8 protein-coding genes are annotated in these 19,856 nt (G+C 74.1%); all 8 read right to left on the bottom strand.

The window, feature by feature from the left end:
* Window positions 1-56: 56 nt before the first annotated feature.
* The 8 genes from ACGFNF_RS21645 to ACGFNF_RS21610 all read right to left on the bottom strand — a co-directional run bounded on the left by ACGFNF_RS21645 (window position 57) and on the right by ACGFNF_RS21610 (window position 19,779).
* Window positions 57-983 (bottom strand): ornithine carbamoyltransferase, encoded by a 927-nt coding sequence (locus ACGFNF_RS21645; protein WP_357577276.1) that lies wholly within the window; start codon window positions 981-983, stop codon window positions 57-59.
* A 38-nt stretch (window positions 984-1,021) separates the two neighbouring features.
* A complete protein-coding gene (locus ACGFNF_RS21640) occupies window positions 1,022-2,317 on the bottom strand; it encodes an aspartate aminotransferase family protein (RefSeq protein ID WP_357577277.1) in 1,296 nt (431 codons plus the stop codon).
* A 99-nt stretch (window positions 2,318-2,416) separates the two neighbouring features.
* On the bottom strand, window positions 2,417-3,202 hold the full coding sequence (locus ACGFNF_RS21635; protein WP_357577278.1) for a fumarylacetoacetate hydrolase family protein: 786 nt from the start codon (window positions 3,200-3,202) through the stop codon (window positions 2,417-2,419).
* Window positions 3,202-4,188 (bottom strand): class I SAM-dependent methyltransferase, encoded by a 987-nt coding sequence (locus tag ACGFNF_RS21630; RefSeq protein WP_357577279.1) that lies wholly within the window; start codon window positions 4,186-4,188, stop codon window positions 3,202-3,204. The genes ACGFNF_RS21635 and ACGFNF_RS21630 overlap by 1 nt, the downstream gene beginning before the upstream one ends.
* A 50-nt stretch (window positions 4,189-4,238) precedes the next feature.
* Entirely contained in the window at window positions 4,239-5,258 is a 1,020-nt protein-coding gene (dmpG, locus tag ACGFNF_RS21625) for a 4-hydroxy-2-oxovalerate aldolase (protein WP_357577280.1), read from the bottom strand.
* On the bottom strand, window positions 5,255-6,145 hold the full coding sequence (locus ACGFNF_RS21620) for an acetaldehyde dehydrogenase (acetylating) (protein WP_357577281.1): 891 nt from the start codon (window positions 6,143-6,145) through the stop codon (window positions 5,255-5,257). Before ACGFNF_RS21620 ends, dmpG begins: the two co-directional genes overlap by 4 nt.
* Window positions 6,146-6,205: 60 nt before the next feature.
* Window positions 6,206-13,327, bottom strand: a complete 7,122-nt coding sequence (locus ACGFNF_RS21615) for an amino acid adenylation domain-containing protein (protein WP_393170199.1) — start codon at window positions 13,325-13,327, stop codon at window positions 6,206-6,208.
* Complete coding sequence (locus tag ACGFNF_RS21610) at window positions 13,324-19,779, bottom strand: amino acid adenylation domain-containing protein (protein WP_393170210.1); 6,456 nt, start codon at window positions 19,777-19,779, stop codon at window positions 13,324-13,326. The genes ACGFNF_RS21615 and ACGFNF_RS21610 overlap by 4 nt, the downstream gene beginning before the upstream one ends.
* Window positions 19,780-19,856 lie beyond the last annotated feature (77 nt).

Here is a 19,856-nt window from a genome sequence, read left to right as displayed (position 1 = left end):
GGGTAACCGGTACCCATATTTCGGCGGCGCCGGCGCACCGCCGGTGACCTGCGGGCTCACCCGGCGCACCACTCCAACGCGGCCTGGGCGCTTGACATCTTGTGCCTCGCCTGCGCGAAGGCGATGCTGCGGGGACCGTCCAGCACGCCGGCGGTGACCTCCTCGCCCCGGTGCGCCGGCAGGTCGTGCATGAACACCGCCTCCGGGCTCGCCGCCAGCAGCGCCCCGTCGACCCGGAACGGCGCGAAGACGCCCCGCCAGTCCGGGTCCGGCTTGGTGGTGCCGGTGGTCTGCCAGCGGGTGGTGTAGACGACGTCGACCTCCGGCAGGTCCGCCATGTGGTGCGCCTCGGCGACCGCCGAACCGGTCCGCGCGGCGGCCGCCCGGGCGGCGGCGAGGACGTCCGGGTCCAGCCCGTACCCGGGCGGCGTGCGCAGGTGCAGCCGCGTTCCGGTGAACCGGCTGAGGGCCAGCGCGAGCGCGGCGGCGGTGTTGTTGCCCTCCCCCACGTAGAGCACCCGCAGCCCGTCGACCCGGCCGAACCGCTCGGTCATGGTGCTCAGGTCGGCCAGCGCCTGCGTGGGGTGCTCCTCGGCGCTCATCGCGTTGATCACCCCCATCCGGTCCTGCCCGGCGAACGCCCGCAGCTCGGCGACCGGATCGGCGGTCCGGGCGACGAACAGGTCGACCATCTCGGACAGCACCCGGGTGGTGTCCTCGACCGTCTCGCCGGTGTTCAGTTGCAGGTCCCCGGGGCCGTAGCTGATCAGCTGGGAGCCGAGCCGCAGGGCTCCGCTGGAGAAGGCGGTACGGGTCCGGGTCGAGGTGCGGCGGAAGTAGACCGCGGTGACCAGGCCGCGCAACTGGTCGGCGGGCCCGACCCGGCCGGCGGCGTACTCGGCGCTGCGGGCCACCAGGTGCCGCAGGTCGGCGTCGCTCAGGTCCTTGATGGACAGCAGGTGACGGCGGGGACGACGGTCCATCGGGATCCTCCAGGAACGGTCGCGGTGGCGGGCGGCGGTCAGCTGGCCCGGATGGCCCGGTGCAGGACGGCGAGGCCCCGCTCCAGCCGGGCGAGGTCGATGGTGAGCGGCGGCATCACCTTGATCACCTCGTCGTCGCGTCCGCAGAGTTCGACGATCAGCCCGGTCTCGAAGCAGCGTCGCTGGATCCGATCGGCCCGCTCGGCGCCGCCGGCCGCCCGCAGGTCGATGCCGAGGACCATGCCCAGGCCCCGGACGGCGAGCGCCGGTTCGCTGTCGCGCAGCTCGGCGCCGAAGCGCTCCAGCCGCCGGGCGCCGACCGCGGCGGTGGTCCGGAATCCGTCCTGGCCCCAGAGTTCGCAGGCGGCGGCGCCGGCGATGAAGGCGAGCTGGTTGCCCCGGAAGGTGCCCGTGTGCTCCCCCGGCGACCAGACGTCGAGTTCCGGCCGGAACAGCACCATCGACAGCGGCAGCCCGTACCCGCCGATCGCCTTGGAGACGGTGATGATGTCGGGCACCACGCTGGCGTGCTCGAAGCAGAAGAACGTGCCGGTACGCCCGCAACCGGACTGGATCTCGTCGAAGATGAGCAGCACGCCGTACCGGGTGGTCAACTCGCGCAGCCGGCGCAGCCAGTCGGCCGAGGCCGGGTAGACCCCGCCCTCCATCTGCAACGGTTCCACGATCACCGCGGCCGGGACGTCGAGCCCCGACGACGGGTCGGACAGCATCCGCTCGAGGTAGCCGATCGAGTCGAACGGTCCCGCCGGGCCGTCCTCGTACGGCACGAACGCGACGTCGGCCGTGCCCACCTGCCCGGCGGCGCGCGCCCGGCGGCCACCGCTGACCGCCAGCGACCCGCGGGACATGCCGTGGTACGCCCCGGTGAAGGAGACGATGCCCCGTCGTCCCGTGGCCCGGCGGGCCACCTTCAGCGCCGCCTCCACCGCGTCGGTGCCGGTCGGCCCGCAGAACTGCACCTTGTGGTCCAGTCCCCGCGGGGCCAGCACGTGTTCCCGCAGCCGGCTCAGGAACGTCCGCTTCGCCACGGTGTACATGTCCAGGCCGTGCATCACGCCGTCCCTGGCGAGGTACTCGGTGACCCGCCGCTTGAGGTACGGATGGTTGTGGCCGTAGTTCAGGGTGCCGGCGCCGCAGAAGAAGTCGGTGAACATCCGACCGTCCTCGGCGTAGAGCTCGGCGCCCCGGGCCCGGTCGAACACCACCGGGAACTTGCGGCAGTAGTAACGCACCTCCGACTCCATCGCCTCGAAGAGGGAGAAGTCGTAGGCCGCCTTGTGCGGCGGTACCGTCTCGTCCACCAGCATGGTCATCGGTTCGGGGTCTCCTCGGTCGTGGTCGTCTCGTCGTCGAAACAGGTCGGTCGGGTGCGGGCTCCCCGACCGGCGGGCGGTGCCGGGGCCCGGGGCACGTCAGCGGTGGGTGGTGAGCGCGACCTGACCCAGGGCGCCGAAGGAGGCCCGCACGGTGTCCCCCGGCACGAGGTCCACCGCCGCCGCCCAGGAACCGGAGAGCACGAGCTGCCCGGCCCTGATCCCGGTGCCGAACCCGGACAGGATGCGCACCAGGCAGGCCACGGACTCGGCCGGATGGCCCATCACGGCCGACCCCCGCCCCGCCTGCACGCCGTGGCGGCTACGCAGCTCCATGCGCGCGCCGGCCAGGTCCGTCGTGTCGGGCGGCACGCCGGCGCCGAGGACGGCCAGCGCCGACGAGGCGTTGTCGGCGACGGTGTCCACGAGGCCGATCCGCCAGTCCCGGATCCGGCTGTCGAGCACCTCCAGCGCCGGCAGGACCTCCGCGGTGGCGGCCAGCACGTCCTGCGCGGTCACGGTCGGGCCGGCGACGTCCCGCGCGAACCGGAACGCGATCTCGCCCTCGACCTTCGGCGCGATGAACCGGCCCAGGTCGAGGTCGGCGCCGTCGTCGAGCACCATCCGGTCGGTCAGGTAGCCGAAGTCGGGATGGTCGATGCCGAACATCGACTGGATCGCCTCGCTCGTCGCACCGATCTTGAGCCCGGCCAGGACCGCGCCGTCCGCCAGGTCCATCTCGCGCAGCTCGCTCTGGATGGCGTAGGCGTCCGCCAGGTCGAGCTGCGGATGCCGGACCGAGATCGGCGGTACGGCGCGAAGGGTCCGCGCCGCCGTCCTGAGTTCCCCCGCGAGCGCGCGGTGCAGCGACAGCGTGGTGGCCACTACCTGGCCGCCACGAAGAGCCGACCGCCGGGCACGCCGAGCGGTACGCACGCCGTCTCGGAGAAGCCGGCGGACCGGAACGTGTCCAGCCACTGCCGCTCGGTCGGCAGGGTCACGCGCATGAAGCTGGCGTGCAGGTAGGTGAAGAGCGCGCTGAACCTCCGCTCCGCGGGGTCGGGCGCGTAGGAGACGGCGTCGGCGACCGCCATGAACCCGCCCGGTGCCAGCGCGTCGCGGCAGGCGCCCAGCACCTCCTTGGCCACCGGCTCGTCCGCCACGATGTCGTGCATGACGAAGCACGCCAGCACGGCGTCCGCGCCCTCGACCGGTCCGGGATCGTCCGCCAGGGACTGGACCGTACGCTCGACGACCCGGAGCCGGTCGGCGACCCCCGCGGCGGTGGCGGCCTCCCGCGCGGCGGCACACGCGGCGCCGCTGCTGTCGAGCGCGACGCCGGTACGTCCCGGGTCCCGCCCGAGGAGCTCGATGAGCAGCCCGCCGGCGCCGGCGCCGAGGTCGGCCACGTGCGAGGCGCCGGCCGAGGCGACCCGGTCGACGATCGGCGGATAGAACGCCCGCTCGCCGATCCACCTCGAACTGACCGCCACCCGGCGTCCGTTCCGCCGGTGGACCCGGGCCGCCGCGTCGCGGTCGGTCAGGAACTCCCGGGCGTTGGCGAGGAACGGCCCGTTGGCGCTCATGGCCCAGGACACGTAGCCGGCCGCGTACCGCCGGTCCGGGTAGTCCTCGGCCGCCCGGAAGCGGTCCGGGACGTCCGTGCCGACCACCAGCCCGGCGGCGACCAGCGCGGCGAGGTAGTCCTCCACGCCGGCCTGCGGGAGGTCGGCGGTCCTGGCCAGCTCGGCGGCGTCGAACGTGCCGCCCGAGTCCAGCAGCCGGTCCACCCCGATCTCCGCGCCGATCTGCAGCAGCGCGGCGACACCGGCCAGGTCGGCCGCCTCGTGGAGCGAGGAATGGCGTTGCATTGGTCCTCCTACGTCAGGTGATGCGGGCCCGGAGGGCCGCGCGTACCGGCTCAATGGCTCTGCTCGGCGGCCAGCGACATGGCGACCTCGATGATGGTGTCCTCCTGGCCCGCCACCACCCGGCGGTTGCCCAGCTCCAGCAGGATCCTGCGGGGGTCGACGCCGAAGCGGGCGCTCGCGCGCCGCACCGGCGCGGCGAACCCGGAGAACACGCCGGCGATCCCGCTGGCGATGGTGACGCTGTCGTTGGTGGGCACGTGCTTGACGAACCGCTCCTGTGCCACGTCGGCCGCGTCCAGCGCGCCGAAGAGCTGGATGTCGGTCTCGACCTGCCCGACGTGCAGGTTGGCCGCGACGAGTTCGATCGGCGCGTTGCCGGCGCCCGCGCCGAAGCCGCGCGCCGTGACGTCCACGATGGTGGCTCCGGCCTCGATCGCCGTCATGCTGTTGACGACCGACATGCCGAGGTTGTTGTGCGCGTGGAAACCGACCGCGATGTCGAGGTGCTCGACGAGTTCGCCGACCTTCTCGCGGACCTTCTCCGGCGTGTACGCGCCGGCGGAGTCCATCAGGATGACCGCCTCGGCGCCGTAGCCCTGCATGAGCCGGGCCTGTTCCAGCAGCTTCGCCGCGGAGGCCATGTGGCTCATCAGCAGCATCCCCTTGACGGCGACGCCCATCGCCCGCAGCATCGTGACCTGCTGCCGGGTGACGTCCGCCTCGGTGCAGTGCGCGCCGACCCGGACCTCGTCCACGCCGTGGTCCAGCGCCGGCTTGAGGTCGCGCTCGACGCTTGCGAACCCGGGGATGGACAACACGCCGAGGCGGGCCGTACGCAGCTCGGCCTTGGCGGCCCGCAGCATCTCGGCGTCGCTGAGCGCGGCCATGCCGACCTGGATGGACGAGGCGCCGAGGCCGTTGCCGTGGCCCACCTCGACGACGTCCACGCCGGCCGCCTCCGCCGCCCGCGCGTAGGCGCTGATGTCCGCGCGGCCGAGTTGGTGGCCGACCGCGTGGTTGCCGTCGCGCAGGGTCGTGTCGCAGATGCTGAGTTTCGGTACGCCGCTCATGACCGCCGCCGTTCCGCCCGGGCCTCCGCGACCGCGAGGGCGGCGCAGGTGATGATGTCGAGGTTGCCGGCGTAGCGCGGGAACCAGTCGCCCCGGCCCTCGACCTCCACCGTGATCGTGATCCGGTCCCCGACGGCCACCGGCGGGACGACGACGCGGTAGCCGGGAACGTACGACCTGATCTGCTTCTCCATCATGGCGACGGACGTGCGCAGGGCGTCCATGTCGATCCGTTCGGCGGTCGTCACCGCGATGGAGTTGCGCATGACGATGCCGGGCTCGGCGGGGTTGATGACCAGCACGGTCTTGGTGCGTCGCACGCCGCAGAACTCGATGGTCGCCTGCTCGGTGGTGTGCACGTACTCGTCCAGGTTGGCCCGGGACGCGGGGCCGACGGTGGCCGAGGCGCTGGCCGAGACGATCTCCAGGTAGTCGATGCCCTCCGCGGCCTCCGCCATGCAGTGGGCCATCGGGACTGCTGCCTGGCCCCCGCAGGTGACCATGCTGAGGTACTGCTCGTCGAGGCAGTCGTCCAGGTTGAGCGCCGGTACGCAGAACTTCCCGAGGTGTGCCGGCGTGAGGTCGACGAACGGCAGCCCGGTGGGCGCGACGACCGACCAGTGGCGGGTGGCGTCGTCGGCCGAGGTCGCGTCGCAGACCAGGTCGATGTGCTCGGCGCGGGCGGTGACCGCGTCGATGCCGTCCACGCTGGTCGGCACCCCGTGCCGCTCGGCCAGCCCGATCCCGGGGGATCCGGCGCGGCGCCCGGCGAACAGGACGCACTCCAGCAGGGGGGACGCCTCGACCTTCAACAGCAGGTCCGTGCCGATGTTGCCCGTGCCCACGATGGCTACCCGTAGGGGTGGCGGGCTCGTGTGGGTACTCATCCAGTTCTTCCTCTCGTCCGACCGCGCACGGCGGGCGCGGCCGGCATCCGTGACAGACGGTCAGCCCTCACCCAGCACGTCGGCGATGACGCGGGCGAGCGTGGTGACGTGCGGCGGCTTGATGACGCTGAAGTGGTCACCCGGCACCCGGTGCACCCGTACGCCGCCGGTGCAGAGCTCCTCCCAGCGCGCCAGGTAGTCCGGGTAGCTCTGGCCGGAGGTGACCTCGTGCCGGCCGTCGGCGAGTTCGTCGCTGACGATCAGTTCCAGCCGACCCGGCCAGGGCCGGTGCCGGTACTCGACGTCCACCTCCATGACCTCGCGCCAGATCCGTACCTGGCGCGGCCACGAGTCCCCCACGCCGCGCTCGGGCAGCGCGATGCCGGTCTCCTCGTCGATGTCGTCGACGAGGTGTTCGAGCAGGTCGAGGATCTCCCGGCGGCGTTGCGGCGTGTCGGCCTCGTCGCCACCGGCGCTCACCTCGTGCAGCAGCAGTTCGAGGCGGCGGATCAGGGCGAGTTCGTTCCAGGCGTCGGCGCGGGTGTGGATGTCCAGGCCGGGGTCGAGCAGGATCAGCGTCACCTCCTGCCCGTCCTCGACCAGCCGGTGCGCCATCTCGCTCGCGATGCCGCTGCCGCCGCACCAGCTGAACAGCCGGTACGGCCCGTGCGGTTGGGCCCGGCGGAGTTCGTCGCCGTAGCGTTCGGCCATCTGTGCCGTGGTGGGCGTGCCCTCCGGGTGCGGGCCCGGCCATTCGAACGCCGCCACCGGCTGCTCCGGGGGCAGGTGCGGGGCCAGGCGCAGGTACCAGTGGGCGCTGCCGCCACCGGGGTGCACGCAGAACAGCGGGGGCCGGCCGTCGCCACCGCGCCGCAGCCACATCATCGCGCCGGCCGTCGCCGCCGGGTCCTGAAGTGTCGCGGCCAGCCCGGCGACGGTGCGGTGTTCGACGAACGAGCCGAACGTCAGCTCGTAGCCGTGCCGGCTGCGCAGCGTCGCGGTCAGTCGCATCATCGCCAGCGAGTGGCCGCCGAGGGCGAAGAAGTCGTCGTGCACACCGATCCGCTCGATGCCGAGCGCCTCGCTCCAGGCCGTGGCGATGTGCCTCTCGACGTCCGAGCGCGGCGCGACGTACGCGACGTCCGTCACCGGCCGCGAGCCGTCCGGCGCCGGGAGGGCGGCCCGGTCGACCTTGCCGTTGCGGGTGTACGGGAAGTCGTCCACGGCCAGGTAGTGGTGCGGGACGAGGTGCTGCGGCAACCGTTCCCGCAGGTGGTCGCGCAGCTCGGCCGGGGACGCCGCGGTCGCGTCCGCGGGGCGGGTGTAGGCGACGAGCGAGGCGTCCGGGGTGCCGGCCCGGTGCACGGCGACCACGGCGGCGGCGACCGCCGGGTGGACGGCGAGGGCGTGCTCGATCTCGCCGAGCTCGATCCGGAACCCGCGGACCTTGACCTGGTGGTCGCGGCGTCCGTGGAAGTGCAGGGTGCCGTCGGGGTCCCGGGAGACGACGTCACCGGTGCGGTACATGCGCTCGCCCGGTCGCGACGCGTACGGGTCCGGCACGAACCGCTCGGCGGTGAGCGCCGGCCGGTTGAGGTACCCGCGCACCACGCCCGCCCCGCCGAGGACGAGTTCCCCGCGTACGCCGGGGGGCAGCAGGCGCAGTTCGTCGTCGACGACGTAGGCGCGCACGTTGTCCAGCGGGAGCCCGATCGGCGGCGGTGCCGTGTCCGTGGCCCGCAGCTCGGCGATGGTGGCCACGACGGTGGTCTCGGTGGGCCCGTACGCGTGCAGGACGCGCACCCGGTCGGCCCACCGCGCCGCCTGCTCGGCCGTGCACGCCTCGCCACCGGTGACCAGCACCCGCAGGCGCGGGAAGTCGGCCGGGTCGAGGCGGTCCAGCAGCGGCGGCGGCAGGGTCATGTGGGTGAGCTCGGCCGCGTGGCGGCGCAGGTCGCCGGGGTCGGCGTCCGGCGGGGGCAGCACCAGCGCCGCGCCGTTGGCGAGGGCCAGCAGGATCTCCCAGACCGACGCGTCGAAGCTGGGCGAGGCGAACTGGAGCACCTCGTCGCCGGGCCGCGCCTGCAGGACCCGCCGCTGGGCGTGGCAGAAGTTGAGCACGGCGCGGTGGGTGACCGCGACGCCCTTGGGCCGGCCGGTGGAGCCCGACGTGTAGATGACGTAGGCGAGGTTGTCCCCGCTGAGCCGTGCCGCCGGCGGGTAGGCCGCCGGGGGCCGGCCGTTCGCGAGGTCGGCGACCAGCACCGTCGCGGTCGTGCACGGCAGTCGCGGGGCCAGGTCGCCGTCGGTCAGCACGACCACGGGCGCCGCGTCGCGGACCATGTCGCCGACCCGCTCGGCGGGATAGGCCGGATCGAGCGGCAGGTACGCCCCGCCGGCCTTGAGGACGGCCAGCATCGCGACGACGAGGTCGATCCCGCGGGGCAGGTGGATGCCGACGACCGTGTCGGGCCGGACGCCCAGCTCTCCCAGGCGCGCGGCGAGCCGGTCGGACCGGTCGTCGAGCTGCCCGTAGGTGAGCGTGGCGTCGCCGTGCCGTACCGCCACCGCGGCGGGCGCGGCGGCCGCGCGCCGGGCGACGAGGTCGTGGACGAACGGGGCCGCCGGGAACGGCTCGACGGGCTGGTACGCCTCGACCGCCCAGGCCCGGTCGGCGGCGCTCAGCCCGACGTCCGTGTCGCCGTCGGGGTCGGCGGCCATCGCCTCCAGCACGTGCCGGTAGGTCCGGGCCAGCAGTTCGAGGTACGGCCGGTCGATGTCGGCGGGCCGGGCGCCCAGCCGCAGGACCCCCGGGAAGGTCCACACGTCCAGCCCGACGCTGCTCGGGCTGAAGTCGTCGACCATCCCGACCGACTCGGCGGGGCCGTCGAGCACGTGGAAGTCCAGGTACGAGAAGCCGACCCGCAGCAGTGGTGAGCCGTTGCCCCACTGGCGTTGCATGGCCGGCAGCGGGTAGCGGCGGTGCGGCCAGAGGCGCGCCTCGCCGGCGAAGACGGCCTGGACCAGGGCGCGCCAGGTGCGGGCGGAGGTGTCGGCGGCGAACGGCACGGTGTTGAGGTACATGCCGAAGACCTCGTCGCCGCGCAGCCGCTCGGGCCGGCCGTTGCACAGCAGGCCGGTGAAGAAGCGCTGCCGGCCGGTGACGATGCTCAGCACCTTGAGGTGCGCGGCGTGCAGCACGCTCTTCAGGGAGGTGCCGGCGGCGGCGGAGAGCCGGCGCAGTGCGGGACGCAGGTCGGCCCACGGCACCTCGACGATGTTCGCCGGCGCGTCCGACCCGGTGCCCCACTCCGGCGGGAGTTCGAGCCGGTCCGACCCGGCCACCGTCGCCGCCCAGAAGCCACGGTCCGTCGCCGAGGCGAGGGACGCGCGCTCGCGGGCGACGAGGTCGGCGAAGCGCACCGCCGGCGGTGGCGGCAGGGCGGGCCGCTCGCCCCGGCGCAGCGTCCGGTACAGCGAGATCAGCATCGCCACCGTGGAGGTGTGGCTCCAGCCGTCGAGGATCGCGTGGCTCTCCGAGTGGGTCAGCCGCCATTCGCAGTCGCCGAGCTGGTGCACGTGGTAGCGCAGCAGCGGCGCCGTGGTGATGTCGAACGGCCGGACGCGCTCGGCCCGCAGGTGTGCGCGTACGGCCTCCTCCTGCTCGTCGGGCCGCAGCCCGCGCAGGTCGTCGTAGCCGATCGGCAGGTCGACCGACGCGTGGACGAGCTGCATCAGCTCGGAGTAGTGGGACAGGTCGAACGACGTACGCAGGATCTCGTGCCGGTCCGTGAGCAGCCGGCCGGCCTCCCGCAGCGCGTCCAGGGAGAAGGGCTGCCGGTCGGTGATCCCGTAGCAGGAGACGTTGCGGTAGACCGGCCGGTCGCCGCCGGAGAGCATCTCGAAGAGCATGCCCGCCTGGTTCTGGGTGATCGGATAGGCGTCGACGAGCCCGTCCGGCAACCGGCTGCGGTCCGCGTCGCCCACCAGCGCGAACCGGTCGACGGTCGACTCGGTCTCCTCGCCCGGCCCGGTCCGCGCGGCCACGCCCGCCAGCTCGGCCACGCTCTGGTGGGTGAACAGGTCCTGGACCGACACGGTGAGGCCGGCCGCGCGCAGCAGCCCCACCATCCGGATCGCCCGCATCGAGTCGCCGCCGAGCAGGAAGAAGCTCTCCGTCACGCCGACCGTGTCGAGGCCGAGCGCCACGCCGAACGCGTCGGCGATCCGCTTCTCGATCTCGTCGCGGGGGGCGATGTAACCGCCGCCCTGCGCGCCCGGCGCCGCCTCGGGTGCCGGCAGGGCGCGGCGGTCCACCTTGCCGCTGGCGGTCAGCGGCAGGGCGGGCAGGATCGTCCAGCGCGCCGGGACCATCGCGTCCGGCAGGCGGTCGACCAGGTACGCGCGTACCGGATCGACGGTCTCCGGCCCGACGAGGTAGCCGACGAGCTGCTCGTCGTGGACGGCCACCGCCGCCGCGGTGACGCCGGGAGCCTCGTACAGCAGGGCCTCGACCTCGCCGAACTCGACGCGCTGGCCGCGGATCTTCACCTGGTGGTCGATCCGGCCGAGGTACTCGATGCTGCCGTCGGGGCGGTGGCGGGCCAGGTCACCGGTGCGGTACAGACGCCGTCCCGGCGCGGCGGCGAACGGGTCGGGGACGAACCGTTCGGCGGTCAGCGCGGCCCGGCCCAGGTAGCCCCGGGCGAGCTGCACGCCACCGATCAGCAGTTCCCCGGGCACACCGACCGGGACGGGCTGACCGGCGGCGTTGACGATGTGGGCGGTGGTGTTGGCGATCGGGCGGCCGATGGTGACCGGCTCGCCCGGCTCGCACCGCGTCGCGGTGACGTCGACTGCGGTCTCCGTGGGGCCGTACAGGTTGTGCAGCTCGCAGCCGATCCGCTCGTGCACCCGCTCGGCCAGGTCGGGCGGCAGCGCCTCGCCGCTGCAGATCAGCCGCCGCAGGGACGGCAGCGCCCCGACGGGCTCGGCCAGGAAGGCCCGCAACATCGACGGTACGAAGTGGACGGTTGTGATCCCCTCCGTGCGGATCACGTCGGCCAGGTACGCCGGATCGCGGTGCCCGCCGGGGCGGGCGAGGACCAGCGTCGCGCCGGTGAGCAACGGCCAGAAGAGCTCCCACACCGACACGTCGAACCCGATCGGCGTCTTCTGCAGCACCCGGTCCGAGGCGTCGAGGCGGTAGACGTCCTGCATCCACCGCAGGCGGTTGACGATCGCGCCGTGCTCGATCAGGGCGCCCTTGGGCCGGCCGGTCGACCCGGAGGTGTAGATCAGGTAGGCGGCGTGCCGGGGCGTTATCTCCGCCGACGGGTGCGGGTCGTCGTCGGCGGAGCTGTCCGCCTCGGCGGCCAGGAAGTCCTCGTCGATCACGAGGCGGGCGCCGGAGTCGCGCACCATGAAGGCGCGCCGCCGCGCCGGCAGGTCCGGGTCCAGCGGCAGGTAGGCGGCGCCGGCCTTCAGGACGGCCACCAGGGCCCGCATCAGGTCCAGGCCGCGCGGCAGGCAGACGGCCACGACGGACTCCGGCCCGACCCCGGCGTCGCGCAAACGCCGCGCGAGGGCGCCTGCCTCGGCGTGCAGCCGGCCGTACGACAGTTCCGCGCCGTCGAAGCGCAGCGCGACCGCGTCGGGAGTACGGGCCGCCTGCGCGTCCAGCAGACCGGTCAGGGTGTGCCGGGGATACTCGACGGCGGTGTCGTTCCAGGCCGCGAGCTGGGCGGTCTCGGCGTCGGTGAGCAGGGGCAGCCGGGTGACCGGGGCGTCCGGGTCGGCGACGACGGCGCTCAGCAACCGCCGGTAGTGCCCGGCCAGCCGCCGCACGGTCGCGTCGTCGAACAGCGCCGTCGGGAAGTCCACCCCGCCGGAGAGGGAGCCGTCCGCCTCCTCGGTCAGCCCGAGCGTCAGGTCGAACTTCGCCGTGGTCGGGCCAACGGACAGCTCCTCCCCCACCAGGCCACCCGCGTCGAAGCCGGCCGACCCGCCCTCCTGGAAGAGGAACATGGTCTGGAACAGCGGGTTGCGCGACAGGTCCCGCTCCGGCGACAGCGCGTCCACGATCCGCTCGAACGGCACGTCCTGGTGCGACTGCGCGTCCAGCACCGCTTCCCGCACCCGGGCCAGCAGCTCCACGAAGGTCGGCTCGCCGGACAGGTCCGTCCGCAGCACCAGCGTGTTGAGGAAGAGCCCGACCAGGCCGTGCGTCTCCAGGCGGTCCCGGCCGGCGGCCGGGGTGCCCACCGCGACGTCGGTCTGCCCGGTGTGGCGGGCCAGCAGGAGCTGGAACGCGGCCAGCAGCACCATGAACGGGGTGGCGTTCGACGCCCGACCCATGTCACGCAGCCGGCCGGCGAGGGCGGCCGGCACCGTGAACGTGACCAGCCCGCCGTCCGGGTTCCACACCGGTGGCCGTGGCCGGTCGGTCGGCAGTTCCAACGGCGTCAGCCCGGCCAGCCGGTCCCGCCAGTGGTCGAGCTGCCGGTCCAGCCGGTCCCCGGCGGAGCGGGTCCGCTGCCAGAGCGCGAAGTCCGCGTACTGGATGGGCAGCGGGGCCAGCGGGGAGGGCCGGCCGGCGACGAACGCGTCGTACAGGGCGGCCAGTTCGCGCAGGATGATCCCCTCGGACCAGCCGTCGGAGGAGATGTGGTGCATGGTGAGCGCCAGGGCGTGCTCGTCCCCGGCGAGGCGGACCAGCCGGGCCCGCAGCGCCGGACCGGCGGCCAGGTCGACCGGGTCCGGCGCGCCGAGCAGCGCGGTGAGGCGCTGCCGGGCCGTCTCCCGGTCGGTGTGGCCGAGGTCGGTCGTCGTCAACTCGACCGGGGCGGGCGGGTCGACGACCTGTGCCGGCTCGCCGTCGACGACGACGTACCGGGTCCGCAGGATCTCGTGCCGGGCGACCAGTTCGGTCAACGCCCGGCGCAGCGCGTCGACGTGCGGCGTCCCGCGCAGCCGCAGGCCGACGGACATCAGGTAGCCGGTGCCGCCGGGCTGCAACTGGTCGAGCACCCAGAGCCGGTGCTGCCCGAAGGAGAGCGGCAGCGGATCGGTGCGGGGCGCCGGGGCGATGGTGTCGGCGCGGCGGGCCCGACCGGTACCACGCAGGCGCCGCTGGAGCAGTTCCTGTCGCGGGGACGCACTCGGGGTGTGGCTGGCGGTCACAGGTTGCCCTCCTTCAGCAGTTCCGCCACCTCGGCGTCGGAAAGCCGTGAGATCTCGTTTTCGATGGCCGTGTGCACCGCGTCGGCGAGGTCGGCCACGGTGGTCTGCTCGAACAGCAGGCGCAGCGGCAGGTCGAGGTCGAAGCCCTGCCGCAGGTGCGCGAGCACCCGGGTGGCGAGCAGCGAGTGACCGCCGAGGTCGAAGAAGTCGTCATGGACGCCGACCCGGTCGACCTCCAGCACGGTGGCCCAGATGTCGGCCACGGCCTCCTCCAACGGGGTACGGGGTGCCGCGTACGCCCGGCCGGGGTCGGCGCGCACGGGTGTCGGCGCGGGCAGCGCCCGGCGGTCGACCTTCTTGCTGGTGGTCAACGGCAGTGCGTCCAGCACCATCCACTGGGCCGGCACCATGTAGTCCGGCAGCCGGTCGCGCAGGTGGGCCCGGAGTTCGCCGACCGCCGGCGGGGTGCCGTCCCGGCAGACCAGGTAGGCGACCAGGCCCTTCTCCCCCGGCTGGGTCTCGCGGGCCACCACCGCGACCGCGCGGACCGCCGGGTGCTCGGCCAGGGCCGACTCGATCTCGCCCAGCTCCATCCGGAACCCCCGGATCTTCACCTGCTGGTCGATCCGGCCGAGGAACTCGATCGTCCCGTCCGGCCGGTACCGGACCAGGTCGCCGCTGCGGTAGAGCCGTCCGCCGGGGCCGTCGCCGAACGGGTCGGGCACGAACCGGTCGGCGGTCAGTGCGGGCCGGCCCAGGTAGCCCCGGGCCAGCCGTTCCCCGCCGAGCAGCAGCTCGCCGGGCACCCCGACCGGGACGGGGTCCAGGTGTTCGTCGACCACGTAGGTCCGGGTGCCGGGGACCGGGCGGCCGATCGGCAGGGCCTCGTTCCGCTCGCCGGGCGGGTCGCCGGTGACCGGGTGCAACAGGCAGGTGACGGTCGCCTCGGTCGGGCCGTAGTTGACCAGGAACCGGCCGGGCAGTCCGGTGTCCGCCCAGCGCCGGGCGTCGGCGACGGTGACCACGTCGCTGCCGACGTTCATCAGCTTCAGGTGCCGCAGCCGGTCGTCGCCGGCCGGCAGGGCGTCCATCACCTCCCGGTAGTAGGCGGGGGTGATCTCCATGTGGGTGATCCGGTGCCGGGCGAGCCGGTCCGGCAGTTCGGCCGGGCTCCAGAAGACCGGGTCGCTGACCACCAGGGTCGCCCCGACCAGCAGGGTGGCCAGCATGCCGTCCATCGCCACGTCGAAGGTGAGCGCGGAGAGCAGCACCACCCGGTCGCCGGGTGCGATGTCGTACGCGCGGGCGATGACCGCGCAGTGGTGGGCGTACGCGCCGTGCGCGATCATCACGCCCTTGGGTCGCCCGGTGGAGCCCGAGGTGTAGATGACGTAGGCGAGGTCGTCCGATCCGGTCGACGGGTCCGGCGCGGTGCCGTCCCGACCGGCGATCACCGCCCGGTCGGCGTCCACGGCGACCACTGCCACCCCGTCGGCGGCGACCCGGTCGGCGAAGCCCTCCTCGGTGACCACCACCGCGGCCCTCGCGTCGGCGATCATGAAGCGCAGCCGCTCGGTGGGGTGGTCCGGGTCGACCGGGAGGTACACCCCGCCCGCCTTGAGCACCGCGAGCAGCGTGACCACCACCTCCAGGCCGCGTTCCAGGCAGACCGCGACCGGGACCTCCGGGCGCACCCCGAGCCCGCGCAGGTGGTGGGCGAGCCGGTTGGCCCGGGTGTCCAGTTCGGCGAAGGTCAGCCGCCGGCCGTCGAACTCCACCGCCACGACGTCCGGGTGCTGCCGGACCCGCCGGCCGAACAGCTCCACCACGCCGGCGTCAGCGGCGCGCAACGGCCCGGCGTCCTCGGCGGCGCGCAACGGCCCGGCGGGCGCGACCGGCTCGCCGGCCAACGGCCCGAGGAGGTACGCCCGCTCCGCGCCGGTGGGCAGGGTCAGGTCACGCAGGGCGGTTCCCGGCGCGGTCGCCACCTGGGCGAGCAGGTGCAGGTAGTGCCCGGCCATCCGCTCGATGCTGGGGCGGTCCCAGAGCGCGGTGGCGTACTCGAACCAGCAGCGCAGCCGGCCGTCCGGGTGCTGCTCCACGGAGAGGGTGAGATCGAACTTGGCCACCGGGACGGAGCTGTCGACGTGCGCGATGGTGGTCGGGCCGAGGGTCGCGATCATCCGCTCCAGGTGTTGCAGTTCGAACATCACCTGGAACAGCGGGTTGCGGGACAGGTCCCGGTCCGGCCGCAGCGCGTCGACCAGCCGCTCGAAGGCGACGTCCTGGTTGCGGAACGCGTCCGTCACGGTGCGGCGCACCTGGTCGAGCAGGACCGGGAAGGGCTGGTCGTCGACCAGCTCGGCGCGCATCACCAGGTTGTTGACGAAGAAGCCGAGCAGGTCCTCGGTCTCCTGTCGGGTCCGGCCGGCGACCGGGGTGCCGACGGCCACGTCGTGCTGCCGGGCGTACCGGCCGAGCATGACTTGGAAGGCCGCCAGCAGGACCATGAACAGGGTGGCGCCCTCCCGGTTGCCCAGCTCGGCCAGCGCCCGCCCGACGTCGGTCGGCACGTCGACGACGACGTTGTCGCCGGCCGGGTCGCGCAGCGCCGGGCGGGGCCGGTCGGTGGGCAGCTCCAGCGGGGTCGACCCGGCCAGTTGCCGGGACCAGTAGGCGAGCTGCGCGTCCAGTTCGGGGCTGTCCTGGCGGGCCGTCTCCCAGGCCGCGAAGTCCGCGTACTGCACGGGCAGGTCGGGCAGTGCGGTGGCCGCGCCGCCCCGCGCGTACCTGCGGTAGAGGGTGTCGAGTTCGCGCAGGAGGATGTCCATCGACCAGACGTCGAACGCGATGTGGTGCATGGTCAGCGCGACCAGGTGCTCGTCGGCGGCGACCCGGATCACCTGGGCCCGGATCGGGCGTTCGGTGGCCAGGTCGAAGGGCCGGCCGGCCGCGACCCGCAGCAGCACCTCGGCACCGTCGACGACCTCCGGGGCGCCGCTGAGGTCGACCAGCTCCCACCCGACCGGTCCCGGCGGGTCGACCACCTGCACCGGCTCGCCGTCGACCGAGTGGTAGCGGGTGCGCAGGATCTCGTGCCGGTTGACCACCTCGTCCAGCGCCCGCCGGAACACCGCCACGTCCAACGGGCCGGTCAGCCGCATCGAGATCGGGATCAGGTATTCGAGGCTGCCCGGTTCGAGCTGGTCCAGGAACCACAGCCGGCGCTGGCCGAGGGAGAGCGGCAGCTTCCCGTCCCGCGGCACCGGCCGGATCGCCGCGTCGGCCGGCTCGGCGCCGGGTCGGGCCTCGTCGACCAGGGCGGCGAGCTGGGCGACGGTGGGGGCGGTGAAGAGCTGCCCGACGGTCAGCTCCACGTCGAGTGCCCGGCGCACCCGGAGCACGCCCCGGATGGCGAGCAGGGAGTGGCCGCCGAGGGTGAAGAAGTTGTCGTCCCGGCCGACCCGCTCGACGCCGAGCAGCTCGGCCCAGATCCCGGCGACGGCCCGCTCGGTGTCGGTGACCGGCGGCAGGTAGCTCCGGTCGGCACCGGGGCGGGGGCCGTCGGGCGCCGGCAGGGCCGCCCGGTCCAGCTTGCCGTTCGCGGTCAGCGGGAGGCTCTCCAGGCTGATCACGGTGGACGGGATCAGCGCGGCGGGCAGCCGGTCGGCGAGCGCGTCGCGCAGCCCGTCCGGATCGATCCGGGCACCGGCGGCGGGGACCACGTACGCGACAAGCTCCGCGTCGCCCGACGGGAGCCGGTGCAGGGTCACCACCGCCGCGTCGACGCTCGGGTGCCGCCGCAGGGCCGCCTCGACCTCGCCCGGCTCGATGCGTACCCCGTGCAGCTTGACCTGGTGGTCGAGGCGGCCCAGGTACTCCAGGCTGCCGTCGTCGCGCCACCGGGCCAGGTCCCCGGTCCGGTACAGGCGCTCCCCCGGGCCGCCGTACGGGTCGGGGGTGAACTTCTCCCCGGTCAGGCCGGGTCGGCCCAGGTAGCCCCGCGCCAGGCCGACCCCGCCGAGGCAGAGCTGGCCGGCCACCCCGACCGGCACCGGCCGGTCGTCGGCGTCGAGGACCAGGACGCCGCAGCCGGGCAGCGGCCGGCCGATCGGGACGATCTCCGTTGCCTCGTCACCGCGGTAGCGCCAGGCGGTCGCGTCGATGGCGCACTCGGTGGGGCCGTAGGTGTTCCAGACCTCCACGGGCAGCAGGGCCCGAAGCTGCTCGCAGAGCGCCGCCGGCAGCGGCTCCCCCGCGGAACAGACCAGCCGCAGCGCGGCACAGCCGGACAGGTCGGTCTCGTGCAGCAGCACCCGCAGCACGGACGGCACCAGTTGCAGCACCGTCACGTCGTGGGCCCGCATCGCCCGCAGCATCGCGCCCGGGTCGCGGTGGGCGTCCGCGGCGGCCAGGACGACCGCGCCGCCGCTGACCAGCGGCGCCAGGAACTCCCACATGGAGGCGTCGAAACCGAGGGCGGTCTTCTGGAGCACCCGGTCGGCGGCGGTGAGCCGGTACTGCTCGACCGACCACAGCACCCGGTTGCGGATGCCGGCGTGGGTGACCACGACGCCCTTGGGCCGGCCGGTCGATCCGGAGGTGTACATGACGTAGGCGGCGGCGTCGGGGTCGGTCGCCGGCAGCGACACCGTCGCGGTGCCGCCCTCGGCGTCGTAGGCGGCGTCGACGAGCACCACCGGGGCGTCACCGGCCGGCAGCAGGCCCCGCAGGGCCGACCCGGTGACCAGCGCCGACACCCCGGCGTCGGCCGCCATGAACTCCAGCCGGTCGACCGGCTGGTCGGGGGCGAGGGGCACGTAGACGCCGCCGGCGAGCAGCACCCCGAGCAGCGCGGTCACCAGGTCCGGCCCGCGGTGCACCGCGACCCCGACCGGGGCGCCCACGCGAACGCCGACGGTGTGCAGGTGCGCGGCGAGCTGCCGGGCGCGCCCGGCCAGCTCGGCGTAGCCGACCTCGGTGCCGTCGTCGGCGACCAGCGCGGTCGCGTCGGGGGTCGCCGCCGCCTGGGCGAGGAAGAGTTCCGGCAGCCCCGGGCCGGCGGGCCGGTCGGCGCCCCGGCCCCACTCGCCGAGCACCTCGCGGCGCTCCCGGGGGGCCAGCAGGTCCAGCTCGTCCAGGGGGACCTGGCCGGCGGCGACGACGGCGGCCAGCAGGTGCAGGTAGTTGGCGACCATGCGGTGCACCCGGGGGCCGTCGAACAGCGCGGTGGGGAAGACCACCTCCCCGTGGTACGAGCCGTCCGGCCGCCCCACCAGTTGCAGGGAGAGGTCGAACGCGGCCGAGGTCCACGAGGTGGGCTGCTCGGTGACGGCCAGGCCGGGCAGGGCGAAGGCGGCCCGGTCGGCGCTGTGCAGCCCGAACCCCACCTGGAACAGCGGGTTGCGGGACAGGTCCCGCTCAGGGGACAGCTCGGCGACGATCCGGTCGAACGGCACCTGCTGGTTGTCGTAGGCGTCCAGGGTGGTGCCGCGGACCTGGTCGAGCAGGTCGAGGAAGCACGCCGGGGCGGCCAGGTCGGCGCGGAGCACGACGGTGTTGACGAAGAGGCCGACCAGGTCCTCCAGCTCGACCTCGTGCCGCCCGGCCACCGACACCCCGACCGCCACGTCGGTCTGACCTGCGTACCGGCCGAGCAGGAGCTGGAAGGCGGCGAGGAAGACCATGAAGGGGGTGGCGCCCCGGTCCGCGCCGAGCCGGGTCAGGGCGGTCGCCAGGTCCGCCGGCACGGTGAAGGTGAGGCCGTCGCCGGCTGCCCGCCAGTGCGCGGGCCGGGGCCGGTCGGTCGGCAGGTCGAGCGGGCCGAGCCCGGACAGCCGCTCCCGCCAGTAGCCGACCTGGGCGTCGACGTGCGGCCCCGACAGCCAGTTCTCGCGCTGCCAGGCGGCGAAGTCCGCGTACTGCACGGGCAGCGGCGGCAGCGGGTCGGGCCGGCCGGCGACGAACGCCCCGTAGAGGGTGTGCAGTTCCCTGGCGAGCACGCCCCAGGACCAGCCGTCGAAGGCGATGTGGTGCACCACCAGCAGCAGGACGTGGTCGTCGGCCGCGCACCGGATCAGCCGGGCCCGCAGCGGTGCGTCCCCACGCAGGTCGAACGGGGCGTCGAGGGTGGCCTCCAGCACCTCGTCGAGGCGGCCGTCCCGGTCGCCGGCCGGTGAGTCGCCCAGGTCGACGAGGTCGACGTCGACCGGGCCGGGCGGGTCGATCACCTGCACGGCACGGCCGTCCACCGTGTCGTACCGGGTCCGCAGGATCTCGTGTCGGGCGCTGATCCCGCTCAGCGCGGCCCGCAGCGCCGTGGCGTCGAGCGGGCCGCGCACCCGTACCGCCTGGTGCAGGAGATACTCGCTGGCACCGGAGCGCAGCTGGTCGACGAACCAGAGCTGCTCCTGCGCCGACGACACGGCGTGGCCGCCCTCGTGATCGGACAGCACCGCCCCGCCGGTGCCGACGTACCGGCTGTCGCCGTCTGCCATGGGTCTTTCGCCTCCGTGTCCGGGCCGGGCAT

It is taken from the genome of Micromonospora sp. NPDC048868 (genome assembly GCF_043198195.1).
In the GTDB taxonomy this organism is placed as follows: Bacteria; Actinomycetota; Actinomycetes; order Mycobacteriales; family Micromonosporaceae; genus Micromonospora; species Micromonospora reichwaldensis.
The sequence above is the reverse complement of the archived record's forward strand: the minus strand, read 5'-3'. Positions and strand labels throughout refer to the sequence as shown.